Annotated in this window: 15 protein-coding genes; 14 read left to right on the top strand and 1 reads right to left on the bottom strand. The window is 39.1% G+C overall.

The features are described 5' to 3' along the window. Positions 1-136: 136 nt before the first annotated feature. Together VB693_RS21850 and VB693_RS21845 are read left to right on the top strand one after the other, a co-directional pair. Positions 137-1,795 carry an alpha-amylase family glycosyl hydrolase gene (locus VB693_RS21850; RefSeq protein ID WP_323268094.1) on the top strand — a complete coding sequence of 553 codons (1,659 nt, stop codon included), beginning with the start codon at positions 137-139 and terminating at the stop codon, positions 1,793-1,795. A gap of 276 nt (positions 1,796-2,071) precedes the next feature. Beyond that, positions 2,072-3,115: a 3-deoxy-7-phosphoheptulonate synthase gene (locus tag VB693_RS21845; protein ID WP_323268093.1), complete on the top strand. Its 1,044-nt coding sequence runs from the start codon at positions 2,072-2,074 to the stop codon at positions 3,113-3,115. Positions 3,116-3,213: 98 nt separating this feature from the next. On the opposite strand, the gene VB693_RS21840 is transcribed toward VB693_RS21845, so the two are convergent. Next, complete coding sequence (locus tag VB693_RS21840) at positions 3,214-5,124, bottom strand: cyanophycin synthetase (RefSeq protein ID WP_323268092.1); 1,911 nt, start codon at positions 5,122-5,124, stop codon at positions 3,214-3,216. 304 nt (positions 5,125-5,428) lie between these two features. Between VB693_RS21840 and VB693_RS21835 the strand changes: the two genes are divergently transcribed. From VB693_RS21835 to VB693_RS21780, 12 genes are all read left to right on the top strand, one after another. After that, positions 5,429-5,632 (top strand): hypothetical protein, encoded by a 204-nt coding sequence (locus tag VB693_RS21835; RefSeq protein ID WP_190698303.1) that lies wholly within the window; start codon positions 5,429-5,431, stop codon positions 5,630-5,632. A gap of 337 nt (positions 5,633-5,969) precedes the next feature. Continuing rightward, complete coding sequence (locus VB693_RS21830; protein ID WP_323268091.1) at positions 5,970-6,818, top strand: cyanophycinase; 849 nt, start codon at positions 5,970-5,972, stop codon at positions 6,816-6,818. Between the two features lie 104 nt (positions 6,819-6,922). Then, positions 6,923-7,192, top strand: coding sequence for a 30S ribosomal protein S15 (rpsO, locus tag VB693_RS21825; RefSeq protein WP_190698297.1), 270 nt, complete (start codon positions 6,923-6,925; stop codon positions 7,190-7,192). Positions 7,193-7,204: 12 nt separating this feature from the next. Next, positions 7,205-7,675, top strand: a complete 471-nt coding sequence (locus tag VB693_RS21820) for a PAM68 family protein (protein WP_323268090.1) — start codon at positions 7,205-7,207, stop codon at positions 7,673-7,675. Positions 7,676-7,960: 285 nt separating this feature from the next. Further along, positions 7,961-8,422, top strand: a complete 462-nt coding sequence (locus VB693_RS21815; protein ID WP_323268089.1) for a peroxiredoxin — start codon at positions 7,961-7,963, stop codon at positions 8,420-8,422. A 490-nt stretch (positions 8,423-8,912) separates the two neighbouring features. Next, positions 8,913-9,473, top strand: a complete 561-nt coding sequence (gene infC / locus VB693_RS21810) for a translation initiation factor IF-3 (RefSeq protein WP_323268115.1) — start codon at positions 8,913-8,915, stop codon at positions 9,471-9,473. A 272-nt stretch (positions 9,474-9,745) separates the two neighbouring features. Continuing rightward, complete coding sequence (locus tag VB693_RS21805; RefSeq protein ID WP_190698286.1) at positions 9,746-10,063, top strand: RNA recognition motif domain-containing protein; 318 nt, start codon at positions 9,746-9,748, stop codon at positions 10,061-10,063. 557 nt (positions 10,064-10,620) lie between these two features. After that, on the top strand, positions 10,621-11,370 hold the full coding sequence (locus VB693_RS21800) for an SDR family oxidoreductase (RefSeq protein WP_190698283.1): 750 nt from the start codon (positions 10,621-10,623) through the stop codon (positions 11,368-11,370). A gap of 340 nt (positions 11,371-11,710) precedes the next feature. Further along, on the top strand, positions 11,711-11,932 hold the full coding sequence (locus VB693_RS21795) for a hypothetical protein (RefSeq protein ID WP_190698277.1): 222 nt from the start codon (positions 11,711-11,713) through the stop codon (positions 11,930-11,932). Positions 11,933-12,061: 129 nt separating this feature from the next. After that, positions 12,062-12,283: a hypothetical protein gene (locus VB693_RS21790; RefSeq protein WP_323268088.1), complete on the top strand. Its 222-nt coding sequence runs from the start codon at positions 12,062-12,064 to the stop codon at positions 12,281-12,283. Positions 12,284-12,482: 199 nt separating this feature from the next. Next, a complete protein-coding gene (locus VB693_RS21785; protein WP_323268087.1) occupies positions 12,483-12,740 on the top strand; it encodes a hypothetical protein in 258 nt (85 codons plus the stop codon). A gap of 115 nt (positions 12,741-12,855) precedes the next feature. Next, positions 12,856-13,143 (top strand): hypothetical protein, encoded by a 288-nt coding sequence (locus VB693_RS21780; protein WP_323268086.1) that lies wholly within the window; start codon positions 12,856-12,858, stop codon positions 13,141-13,143. The last annotated feature ends 4 nt before the right edge of the window (positions 13,144-13,147 follow it).

The following is a 13,147-nucleotide window of genomic DNA, read 5'->3' as shown; positions in this document are numbered from 1 at the left end:
ATAATCTATCAATGTATTAAACATTCTCTCTTCCGATAGAGGAACTCAGCAGTTAATTACCTCCTCTGGCTGATTTGCAAATAACTTAATAATTAGAAAATATGAAGACTATCATTTTATGAATTTACACAATTCTATGAAAAAGCCAATTGAATTTAAATTATTTGCACCTCATAACAAAGGTGCTGCATTAATTGGTGATTTTTCCAATTGGCAAGAAATTGCAATGGCAAAAGGTGATGATGGTTATTTTCGGACTACTGTTGACTTAGAAGACGGAACTTATCAATATAAATTCCGGGTGCAGACAAAATCATGGTTTTTTGAACCAGACCAGTGGGTTGATGTCACAGACCCATACGCCACTGATATTGATGAATTAAGCGGCAAAGATAATGGCGTAGTCCGTATCAAGGATGGTGAAATTATTGTTGATACTTATGTGTGGCAATATGATGATCAACCCCTACCAGCAGACGAAGAGTTAGTAATTTATGAATTACACGTAAGTGACTTTTCTGGCGGTGAAGATGACCGTCATGCACGGGGTAAATATAAACACGTCATTGAAAAATTAGATTATTTGAGTGAATTAGGTATCAATGCTATTGAGTTAATGCCTGTTAAAGAATATCCAGGTGATTATAGTTGGGGTTACAATCCTCGCTATTTTTTTGCTACAGAATCTAGCTATGGTTCTACAGCAGATTTAAAACATTTAATTGATGAGTGTCATCATCGCGGGATTCGCGTCTTGATGGATGGGATTTTTAACCACTCAGAAGCCTCTAGTCCATTGACACAAATTGACCACGATTATTGGTATCACCATGAACCGCGTGACCCGGACAATAATTGGGGGCCGGAATTTAATTATGAACTCTATGATGAAGATTTAGATACTTACCCAGCCAGGAAATTCATCGGTGATACAATCCGTTTCTGGATTGAAGAATACCATATAGATGGGATTCGTTACGATGCAGCTAGACAAATAGCTAACTATGATTTTATGCACTGGATTGTTCCGGAAACTAAACAAGCCGCCGGCGCAAAGCCATTTTATAATGTTGCAGAACACATTCCCGAAACTACTAGTATCACTAATGTAGATGGGCCAATGGATGGTTGCTGGCATGATAGTTTTTATCACACAATCACAGCCCATATCTGCGGTGAAACATTTGATTTGGAAAACCTGAAAGATGTGATTGACTGCAAACGTCAAGGCTTTATGGGTGCAACAAATGTGGTCAATTACTTGACTAACCATGATCATAACCATCTCATGGTAGAGTTAGGCGATCGCAATATTTTTGATGAAGAAGCTTTCAAAAGAGCTACACTAGGCGCAGCAATTTTATTAACATCTGTTGGTGTACCTTTAATTTGGATGGGTGAAGAATTTGGTGAATATAAACCCAAACAGCCAGAAGCATCAAAACTAGATTGGCAACTTCTAGGTAATGACCTTAACCGTAGTTTATTTGAATACTACAAAGGGTTGATTCATTTACGTAAAAATAATCATGCCCTCTACACGGAAAAAATTGATTTCATTCATGAAAACCCTGAAGCTAAGGTAATAGCTTACAGCCGTTGGAATGCTGAAGGTTCTCGTGTAGTAGTGGTAGCCAATTTCTCCGAAAATTTCCTCGCAGGCTATCACGTTCCTAATTTTCCCTGTGGCGGTACGTGGCACGAATGGACGGGAGATTATGATGTAGAGGCTGGGGATGATGGGATTGTGACTGATATCGGTTCTTACGAAGCCAAAGTGTTTGTTTGGCAGTAAAAAAATACACTTACATCTACGGGTAAACGAAATATCTGGGTTCTAGGGAGAGTATGTATTCTCCCTTTTTCATGAATAAAGTTCAGTTAATCACCCATTTAGAACCCCGATTTCTCCCAGAAACCGGGGTTCTACCATCGTCAACTCGTATTGCCTTATGTCTGATTTTTCTGACGTAACGAGAAAAAGTAAATGAATCTGTATCATGCGTTTCATTTACAATATATATACTAATTGTACTCAAAATGAAATCTCAGTCATCAAGAGAACTCCTCCATGCACAACAAATTATCTAACACAAATATTGAAAATTACCACGTTCTCTTAACGCCTAATGAAGTAAAATCTAAAGTACCTTTAACATCATCGGCTGAAAAAACTGTTTGGAAGTTTAGAAAAGAAATAGAACAGATTTTAGATTTTCAGGATAGACGTAAATTTATAGTAGTTGGGCCTTGTTCAATTCACGATCCACAAGCAGCAATTGAATATGCTAAACGCCTGCAAGATTTAGGCGATCGCGTCCAAGATAAGTTACTGTTGATCATGCGAGTTTATTTTGAGAAACCCAGAACAACAGTAGGGTGGAAAGGATTAATTAATGATCCTAATATGGATGATTCTTTCCTTGTAGAACAGGGATTATTAATCGCCAGAAATTTGTTAGTACAACTGGCAGAATTAGGACTACCCAGTGCCACAGAAGCTTTAGACCCAATTATACCTCAATATATTGGCGAATTAATTACTTGGTCTGCGATTGGCGCACGTACAACTGAGTCTCAAACTCACCGGGAAATGGCTAGCGGATTATCAATGCCTGTAGGTTTTAAAAATGGTACAGATGGTAATATTCAAGTTGCTTTAAATGCTTTACATTCTGCCAGAACTCCCCATAATTTTTTGGGTATTAATCCCGAAGGACAGGTGAGTGTATTTGAAACTAAAGGTAATGCCTATGGTCATGTCATTTTGCGGGGTGGTAGTCAACCCAACTTTGATGTAGAGAGTGTACAACAAGTAGAAACACAATTAAAACAAGCCAATTTACCCCCGCGCATTGTTATTGATTGTAGTCACGGCAATACGAACAAAAACTACAAATTACAACCAACTGTCTTAGAAAATGTTGTGCAACAAATTGTTGATGGTAACACATCAATTGTGGGCATGATGTTGGAATCACATTTATCTGAAGGTAGTCAACCAATTAACTGTAAAAAAGAAGAACTCAAATATGGGGTTTCTGTTACTGATCCTTGTATCGGTTGGGAGGAAACAGAACAAATTATTTTAGCTGCCCATAAAAAATTGAAGTAAAAGTTAATGGTTATTGGGGCATTGGGCATGAGATTTTTCTCTTATGCACCTCTGCCCACTGCCTGATATCTGCTGCCTTTTTTCTGGGTTAAAAAAAACTACAAAACTGTGCTGATTTCTTTCAAATAAACTTGAGCAAAGGATTCATGTTCTCCCAAAGCGTAGTCTTCAATTAACCCTTTGCGTCGAATTGAAACATCATTGCCTTTCTTAATTACTACAGTCGAACCATCCAATATATCTCGCATCAACATCATTTCTGTTTCACTGGGGTTATCCAAAACTACCAGATTGCTGCCATAGTAAAACATCCCTTCTGCTTCTAAAATTTCTTCTGGATACTCAGCAATGAGGAAATCTAGTTTGGGATGACGTAATAAACTTTGGACATTGTTATTGTATTCTTTGTGCAATACCTTTGGCGATCGCTGGATAAACACACCTCCTCGACACACAGACCCGATTGTCCAGTCGGGATATTGTGACAAAATGTGATCAATCGCCGCTTGCAGTTCCTCTACAGAAATTTTATTGAAGGTAATAATTGGTATTCTGGCATCTAACCCCGACTGAAAAAAAGTTGCCAAAATATGGGAAGGTACATCCACACTGTCACCCATTGCCGGGTTAAAGTGCATAAAAATACCCGGTGCAGCGTTGATTTCCAAGATGGCAAAGTTACCAGACTTCCAGGACTCTGACAGGTTCTCAGCCATCACATCAATACCCAGACAAGTCAGGCGGAAGTATTGGGCTATGTCTTGCGCCAAGATAATATTGTCATCATGGATGATGTGGCTAGCATTAATACTGACACCCCCGGCTGAGAGATTGGCAACTTTCCGCAGGTAAACAGTTTCTCCTTGATTCAGAACGCTTTTTAATGAGAAACCCTGTTCATCTAAATAAAATTCCATCTCATCATCAATGAGAATCTTACTCATCGGTGAAGTGGGTGTGTCTAATCGTGCTTTTTTGCGGTTCTCTTGACGAATTAATTCTCCAATTGTAGAGTAGCCATCACCCACTACTGATGCTGAACAGCGTTCAGTAGCCGCGACAAATTTACCGTTAACACACAACAGACGGAAATCTTTGCCAGAGATACTTTTTTCAACAATAATCCGCGTTGGTTGGTCTTCAGGAATTGCCTCTACAGCACGATCATAAGCCAATTCTAGTTCATCTATATCTTTAACATCTGGAGTCACACCGATACCTTTATGACCAACAACAGGCTTAACTGCTACTGGGTAGCCAATTTCTTTAGCCACCTGTCTGGCTTCTTTAAAAGAAAATACAATATCACCTTGAGGGACGGGGAAGCCTAAAGTTTGCAAAAACTCTTTGCAGTCATCTTTACGAGTAGTAAATTCTGAGTCTAAATGACTGTCACAGTTAAAGGTTGTGGCTACGCCTCGGATATGTTTTTTTCCCCAGCCATACTGCATTAACCCTTCTTCCCAGAGATAAAATGAGGGTATACCTTTTTCGTGGGCTGTTCGCAATAAGGCGTAAACCGTCGGTCCACCATAAACAGATTGCCGAAATCTATCTTGGAGATTAAAAATTTGTTCATCCAAGAAAAATTCCGCCCCTTGGGTAATGGCTTCAAACCAGTCCCAAACTAGATAAGCCACACCTTTAGTAGTGCGTTCGTGCAGTGATTGCACAGCAATCTTAAACCCTTGATGATTTGGTTTCACACTCCAGCGATGGAGGTATAAATCCATGTCTAGCTTGCCTACTTCTGCGGCTGTAGCGGCAAACAGATGGGCATAGGATTCATAGGTTTGGTTGCCTAATTGGGGATAGCGATCGCTCACCTTGGCAATATAATCTTCCATAGGTAGCGGCTCTTTACCTACCACCAAAGCCAAATCAAATACGAGCGTCCCTACATCTAAGTAGGGGTTAGATCCAACATAATGCCGAAAGTTGAAAATATCAAATACATCCGTTTTTCTGGCATTAACACGGACTAGATCGGTACTTTTTTCCTGAACCATTGTGGCTAACTACCTTTAAATATCATCGTTAATTACAGCTAATTAGTCTGACTAAATTTTAAATTAATTTTCTTTATTACTGAGGCTGCAATCACTTTATTTTTAATCTGAACCATTTCTATTTAACCTCATACTTAAGCATTCGCAACTATCACAAGACATAATTAAACTTTATTGATTAGTCAAAAAGTAATATTTGCCTAAGTATACTCATCGGCAATCAAAAATCTAACCCTTGAAAGGTGTCAAATTCCCGCAAAATTTATAAAAATAGAAGAATGCTTCAGGAGTCAACAAAGAAAGTATGAATAGCACACAAGCTAGCCTTAGAGATGAAGTTAGGCAACTCGCAGAAGAAGCCTTCCACCTCAAACTAATTTCTGGGTATGGAGATGGCCCAGATGCCAACGAATATCAAATCGTCTACCAAGGTAAACCCAGACATATCCCACTAGAACAAGCCCGTTTGTTTTTAATGAACATCATCTATAGAAGCCAGATTCATTAACTGGTTGTCCTGGAAAAACCAACTTTAAACGTTTCATACTTTTTAACACCCTTTAGTAAAGTAAGTAGCTTTTTTTAACAGATGATTCTTGCTAAATCATTTGTTAAAAAATATTTTCTTCTATAAAAAATAAAAGCTAGATATATCTTGCCTTATATTTTTTCTATAAAATCATCTCTTATTGGGTTATTAATAGCCTATGCTTTTAGATAGATTTTTGGTAACTTGTCTAAAAAATATGTATTTTTTTTATCTTTCAAAAGAATGATTTTATATTGATAAATGTCATGCTTTATTGAAATTAGCATGGTATTGACTAAAATCAGGAAAATAAAGTATGACGACAAGTGAAAGCAAACGTCAGTTAGTAATTATTGGCGGTGCTGAAGACAAAGACGGAGATTCTCTGATATTACGGGAGTTTGTGCGGCGTGCTGGGGGTATAAAGGCGTATATTGTCATTATAACGGCAGCAACCGAACTACCTAGAGATGTGGGAGAAAATTACATCAGGGTATTTGAGCGATTGGGAGCAGAAAATGTGCGGATAATCGATACAGAAACCCGTGAAGACGCATCTTCATCCACAGCCTTGGAAGCGATCGCCAACGCAACTGGTATATTTTTTACTGGTGGAGACCAATCCCGCATTATTAGCATCCTCAAAGATACAGAAATTGATGCCGCCATTCATAAACGCTTCTCGGAAGGTGCAGTTGTCGCAGGTACAAGTGCAGGTGCGGCTGTCATGCCAGAGAAAATGATTGTAGAAGGTGACGGAGAAACCAATCCTCGACTAGAAACAGTAGAAATGGGAGTAGGGTTAGCTTTTCTACCTGGGGTAGTAATTGACCAGCATTTTTCTGAACGCGGACGCTTAGGACGGTTGATTACTGCTTTGATGCAAGAACCCGCAACATTAGGATTTGGGATAGATGAAAATACAGCTATGGTTGTAACTGATAACCAAATTGAAATCATTGGTGAAGGTGCGGTCACAATAGTAGATGATTCAGAAACCACCTATAGCAATATAGATGTGATTTTAAAAGATGAGCCATTAGCAATCTGTGGAGCGAAACTACACATATTGCCTCATGGTTACAAATTTGATTTGCAAACCCGCAAGCCCATCTTAGATCAACCTTCTCAAGTTTCTGTCCCAGTTGCGCCAGCTAAAGTTTAAAATTCCTAGTCCCCAATCCCCACCCCAGCTACACACAACTTGATGGCTGTGATATGATTGGAGACTGCTGCATACATTTAGACTAAATATAACTTGAACCAATCATGGCTCTGACGCAACAGCGCAAACAAGAATTAATTTCTAGCTACCAAGTTCATGAGACAGACACCGGCTCTGCTGATGTCCAGATTGCGATGCTGACTGCACGTATTAATCGCCTCAGCGAACATCTCCAAGCAAATAAAAAAGACCATTCTTCCCGGCGGGGATTGTTGAAACTCATTGGTCAACGCAAGCGACTGCTAGCATATATTCAACAAGATAGCCGGGAAAAATATCAAGCTTTAATTGCTCGCTTAGGTATTCGTGGATAGGGATGAGCATTTATGCCTGCTGAAGAATTTGAACGCACTCGGTTGCCATTTGAACCAAAAACAAAACGCCAAAAACCTGCAAAAGCTAAGAGTAACCCACCAGTAAAATCCCCAGAACCGGAACAACTGGAAAAACAGCAGCTGACCTTTACTAAAGAAGAGATGGCTATTCCCCAGGTGGTGAGTCAGCGCATGATTCGGCGAGTAGCGGCATTTTGCGGTATTCCCACAGCCTTGGGTATTTCCGCTTTAGTAGTTAGTTATCTGCTAGCTACCTACTCGGATATCAAACTAGCCCCCATAGCTGTATTACTGGTGAATATGGGACTTTTTGGTTTAGGTGTGTTAGGTATCACCTATGGTGTTCTTTCTGCCTCATGGGACGAAGATAGGGTTGGTAGTCTACTAGGTTTTGGTGAATTCAGCACCAATTGGGGACGAATGGTAGACGGTTGGCGCGAAACTCGGCAGAACAAAGCATGACAAAAAGCACTCAGGTATCTACTAACTGCGATTTTGGGTAAATTTTTAGAATCAATGTTGGAGTTTACGTATAATAACTTCAACATTTCTAAGTAAAAATTTATAATTAAAATTTAAACCCAATAGGCAGTCGTTAAGAACTGAGTGCTAATTTTTTAAATATAAATACTTACAATTAATTTCTCATAAATTACCAATCAAATCTGTAGCATGACGAAATCAAAAGTCTGAATAAGGACATTTTGACCAATAATTAATAAATGTACACAAACTTTATTTACATCTATGCCTGTTAAAGTTGGAGACACTGCCCCAGATTTCACTCTACCTGCTCAAAATGGCTCAACAGTTAGTTTGAGAGATTTTCGAGGCAATAAATCTGTTGTATTGTACTTTTACCCCAAAGATGACACACCCGGATGTACGGCAGAATCTTGCGCTTTTCGTGACCAGTATGAAGTTTTTCAAAATGCTGGTGCTGAGGTCATTGGTGTGAGTGGCGATTCTAGAGAATCTCACCAGAAATTTGCTGCTAAGTATAGTCTGCCTTTTACCCTCTTGAGTGATCAAGGCGACCAAGTACGCAAACTATACGGTGCAACGGCTGCTTTTGGGCTATTTCCTGGACGTGTTACCTACGTCATCGATAAAGAGGGAATTGTGCAGTATGTGTTTGATTCCATGTTGAATTTCAAAGGACACGTTGAGGAAGCATTAAAAACGTTGCAGAATCTGGCAGCAAGCTAAAAAAAACCGGTGTTGCATAAATGCGGGATGAATTCAGCTTTTTCACCAAAGCCAAAGATTGATTCTTCGCGCCTTTGCGCCTTTGCGCGAAACAAAATTCATCCCATCAATCAGCAACGCCCAAAAACCTTGTTTAGATGGGCGACATCTGACAAATGTGAACGCAGAGATACTTAACATCCCTTTGGGTTGAGGAATGAAACCCAGCATTTCCAAGTCTGTGTTGGGTTGCGCTTTGCTTAACTGAACCGTATTGGTTTATAGAGGAATTTGCCGGATAGATTCTCGCCTTTGAGCAAATCGCTGTGAATAGAAACAGGAATTACCCCACAAGTCTGTTGCATAAGTGCTGAGAAAGAAAGTTGGCTACCCTATTTCTCAAGCTGATGCTCAAATTGCTGCTATTTTTCTGGCGAACCACGCCGAGATACCAGACAAATTTTGATGACTTCCCTGATTGCCAAATTAAGATCATGAAACTAAAACTTCAATCAAGTGTTGTGTTACATTAGCAATACTGGCATTTGCCAAGTATTGCACAATTGAAAAAGAGGAAATCATTATCGTAATCCAAAAGCAACTAATTAACTCACAAATCAAGTCAACTCAAGTCTTCTTGATTGACCATGAAAATAATAACCGTGGACTCATGGATACACATGAGGCTCTACAGCTAGCAGAAAGCCTAGAACTTGACCTGGTCGTCGTTTCCGAAGGTAAAGATGCCCCAGTCGCCAAGATTGTCAACTATGGTAAGCTCCAGTATCAAAAGAAAAAGCGTCAGGGACACAGTGCGAAACCTACGGTAAAGGAAGTTCGGCTGCGTCCGAACGTAGGGGTGGCTGATTACAACTTACGCATCGAGCAAGCTGTTGGGTGGTTGAGTAAAGGTGATTCAGTCAAGTTTGTTATTCGTTTACGAGGTCGAGAACACCAATATCGTGAACAGGCTGGAGAACTGTTAGAGCGTATTGTAAATGCCCTGGGTCAAGTTGGTAAAGTCCAGTCGCTTGATAAACGTTCCCTGGTTGCTCAAGTCATTCCCGCCTAAATAATTTTTTGGGAGTATTTTAATCAACCTACAGTAGCCACAAAAATGGTATTGGTAAACATACACATCCTGGCTATGTACAAACAATATTCCTGATCCCTGGAGTTTAGACTAGTCTAAACTCCAATATTAACTTTTTACTTAATACATAACGTTTACTTCTATGTCATCCTAAAGATGAGACTTAATTCGGTGACGGTGTTTGTGTTTAATATTTACAAGACATCTCCGAAATTTAAATCTCTACACATTTATGATTTTGGAGAAAATTGATGTCAATTTATGTAGGTAATCTCTCTTATCAAGTTACAGAAGAGGACATAAGAGGTGTTTTTGCTGAATATGGTACTGTAAAGCGGGTTCAAGTACCTACAGACCGGGAAACAGGCCGTCCGAGAGGCTTTGCTTTCGTAGAAATGGAAACAGATGCCGAAGAAACAGCCGCCATTGATGGTCTTGATGGTGCTGAATGGATGGGTCGTGACCTGAAAGTTAACAAAGCCAAGCCCAGAGAAGACAGAGGTTCATCTGGTGGTAATCGCGGAGGATATGGTGGAGGTGGTGGAGGTGGTGGACGTAACCGCTACTAAGCTTTAAAAGCTAAATTTTCTCAAGCTAATTTTCAAATCAGACAAAGAATCTACCTTTGTTTGCCATCTAATCAAACGGCCAGCTTACCATCATGAGCTATTAATTGATACTCCCCGAATTTCTCATTCGGGGATTTTTCTTAACCTGTGGGAAGGTTACGCGAACACAGGGATTCCAATGAATTTATACCAATTCGCCAAAATAGGGCAACAGATGAGAAAATAATATAAATGCTCATGCTGGAGAATCAAAATGTCAGGGGTATCTCATCTCGACATCAAAGAAAGTGCAGAAGAACTCAAGCAGATGCTCTCGGTCCAAAAAATAGCAAGAGACATAAGAAAAGTTAATTAATCAGCCGGGAGGAGTGCCAAACTTTTCGGTCTATTGACATTAGGCCAGGTAAATTGATTTTTTATTACTTGTGAGAAAATCGGGTTTTTCTAGGTTTGATTTTAAACAATTATGTGAGAAGATTGAGCGCAGACTTAAACAAAGCTTAAACCTATTGTTCTTGAATGTGATGTAATCCCTATTTCAACAGGAGTAACTTACAATGGGGCAGAGCGAACTGAATCATAAAGTAGCCTTAATCACTGGTGCAAATAAAGGTTTAGGGCTGGAAATGAGTCGTCAACTTGGGCAACATGGAATAAAAACTCTTATTGCCGGACGCAATCTAGAAGCAGCCCAAACAGCCGCAGATAAGTTACAAAATCAAGGAATTGATGCAGAGGCACTCGCTCTTGATGTTGGTGACAGTAATCAAATTCAATCTGTAGTTCAAAAAATTGATGAACAGTTTGGTAAACTTGACGTTTTAATTAACAATGCTGGGGTATTTCTAGATGGAGACTGGTTAACCAGTAACGCTAGTTCTGTTTCTTTAGATACTATTCGACAAACATTTAACACCAACTTTTTTGCTTTAGTAGAACTGACTCAAGCATTACTACCGTTAATCTTAAAAAGTCCTAATGGTCGAATTGTGAATATATCAAGTATTGAAGGTTCTTTAACACTTCATGCTGACTCCAACTCCCCAATTTATGATTCAAAACCATTTGCATATAATGCTTCTAAAGCAGCAGTTAATTCATTTACAGTACATTTAGCCCATGAGTTACGCAACACACCTGTAAAAGTTAATAGCGCACATCCTGGTTGGGTAAAAACCGAGTTAGGTGGTGAAGGTGCAATGATGGATATTGCAGAAGGCGCAAAAACCGGAGTCCAATTAGCCCTATTAGAAGATGATGGGCCTAGTGGAGGCTTTTTCCATCTAGGTCAACCAGTACCTTGGTAACAAAAGCTTAGTGAGCAAATATAGATGCTGCTTTGACAGCATCCATCAAAACCTCCGGGGTACTCCCGCCACATCCGCAAGTATCAAGACCTTGTTGGGTTTCGCTGTCTTGAACCAGATTAAATTATAATTTCAGGTTGTATTTTTCGGAAAAGTCACAAACTTAATTGCGAAACTCAGCCTCATCAACTTGGTAATTAAGTTTGCAGTAAGTGTAAATGACTCAGCTATTTAATCACAGGTATTGTAATAAGCAAGCGAAGAGTTGAAGAGCCAAGAACAGGCAATCAACTAAGAGCTTATCTAGTTCAAAACAATCCTGTTAATGGAGTCAAGTTTCATGCTAGTTCTCGAAAATAACCTGTTCACCGAAGTCACCGTTGAAGAATCTGCTACTGTTAGCGGTGGTCAAGTTGATGATTTATTTAACCTCGATCAATACCTTTACGTTTTAGGTGCTGGTGTCACTTTTGGTAATTCTGGACTGACTACAGCAGAAGTACAATTTGCTTTTGAAAGTGCATTTGATGATGACAACGGAGTCAACGGCGTAGCTATATAGTTTACTCCCAAATATTTACCTTGAAAAGCAAAATATACTGGCTTTTCAAGGTTAAATTAATCATCAATTAGCTATTAGCTAATTCAACCCAAAGTCATCCTGCTCAACCCTTTAATGGAGTCAAATATCATGCTAGTTATCAACAAAAATAATCTGTTTACCGAAGTTTCATTTGAAGAATCTGCTACTGTTAGCGGCGGTCAAGTTACTAATTTATTTAACCTCGATCAATACCTTTACATTCTAGGTGCTGGTATCACTTTTGGTAACGCTGGATTGACAACAGACGAAATCCAGTTCGCTTTTGAAAGATCATTTGATTTCAACAACGATAACAACACAGATGCTTAATTTTCAATGGATTGGCATTAAAAAGCTAGGGAAATGTATTATGCCCAGCTTTTTATAGATTGCCTAATCATACTTCAGGGATAATTGAGTAATTTTAATTTTACTAAATACTGGAGCATTTTTCAAAGTTCCAGTATTTAGATTAATCCCCTGAACAAGTATGAAAATAGCTACTGTTATTTCAAGGAGAATAAGACTAATGAATGAGAACAGACTTTTTTTCAGATTACTCAGTGCTGCTGAATCTTGTGTTGTTAGTGGCGGTGCTATGCCAACTTTCGCGCTAACTCCTACAGAGCAAAGTACAGAAGGTAGAATCATGAATGCCGATGGTTATGGACAAGACATAACTATTTATGGTTCTCAAAATTCAAACAGAAAAACTCAGGCTAATGAACCTCCTTACCAGGATTTAGCCTTACCACCTGTGTTAAATCCATCAACAAGAAGGATGTAAATTAACGTGATTGTTTATTGAGTTCAACAGCTAATTTATGCTGATGATAATCATGTAATTAGAGTTCCAGGTTTGTCAGGATTCTAACCGTAATACTGCTTCTAAGAGAAAGACGATGAAAGAAAAAAGCCCACTTTTTACAGAGCTATCTTCTAAAGAATCTGCTGCTATCAGTGGAGGAAGAAGGGTTCATTTCGATTTGGATACTTATTTTTATATTTTGGGCGCGGCTGTATTATTTGGCAACCCTGGACTTACTTCCTCAGAAATTCATTTTGCGTGGATGAATTCATTCATTTTTACAGATAATGAAGCAAGTAATGACAACACCAATACCAGTGCATTCGGCACAAGCTTATCAAGAAGTTCAAGAGTAATATTCTCTAGTTTTGGCTCTGTATAAGCAT

The sequence above is a fragment of the Anabaena sp. UHCC 0399 genome, from assembly GCF_034931465.1.
GTDB lineage: Bacteria > Cyanobacteriota > Cyanobacteriia > Cyanobacteriales > Nostocaceae > Trichormus > Trichormus minutissimus.
This window is presented reverse-complemented; position numbering and strand designations above follow the sequence as displayed.

Coding starts and splice junctions, on each gene's coding strand:
- VB693_RS21850 (WP_323268094.1), top strand. CDS start 137: ATGAAAAAGCCAATTGAATTTAAATTATTTGCACCTCATAACAAAGGT.
- VB693_RS21845 (WP_323268093.1), top strand. CDS start 2,072: ATGCACAACAAATTATCTAACACAAATATTGAAAATTACCACGTTCTC.
- VB693_RS21840 (WP_323268092.1), bottom strand. CDS start 5,124: ATGGTTCAGGAAAAAAGTACCGATCTAGTCCGTGTTAATGCCAGAAAA.
- VB693_RS21835 (WP_190698303.1), top strand. CDS start 5,429: ATGAATAGCACACAAGCTAGCCTTAGAGATGAAGTTAGGCAACTCGCA.
- VB693_RS21830 (WP_323268091.1), top strand. CDS start 5,970: ATGACGACAAGTGAAAGCAAACGTCAGTTAGTAATTATTGGCGGTGCT.
- rpsO (WP_190698297.1), top strand. CDS start 6,923: ATGGCTCTGACGCAACAGCGCAAACAAGAATTAATTTCTAGCTACCAA.
- VB693_RS21820 (WP_323268090.1), top strand. CDS start 7,205: ATGCCTGCTGAAGAATTTGAACGCACTCGGTTGCCATTTGAACCAAAA.
- VB693_RS21815 (WP_323268089.1), top strand. CDS start 7,961: ATGCCTGTTAAAGTTGGAGACACTGCCCCAGATTTCACTCTACCTGCT.
- VB693_RS21805 (WP_190698286.1), top strand. CDS start 9,746: ATGTCAATTTATGTAGGTAATCTCTCTTATCAAGTTACAGAAGAGGAC.
- VB693_RS21800 (WP_190698283.1), top strand. CDS start 10,621: ATGGGGCAGAGCGAACTGAATCATAAAGTAGCCTTAATCACTGGTGCA.
- VB693_RS21795 (WP_190698277.1), top strand. CDS start 11,711: ATGCTAGTTCTCGAAAATAACCTGTTCACCGAAGTCACCGTTGAAGAA.
- VB693_RS21790 (WP_323268088.1), top strand. CDS start 12,062: ATGCTAGTTATCAACAAAAATAATCTGTTTACCGAAGTTTCATTTGAA.
- VB693_RS21785 (WP_323268087.1), top strand. CDS start 12,483: ATGAATGAGAACAGACTTTTTTTCAGATTACTCAGTGCTGCTGAATCT.
- VB693_RS21780 (WP_323268086.1), top strand. CDS start 12,856: ATGAAAGAAAAAAGCCCACTTTTTACAGAGCTATCTTCTAAAGAATCT.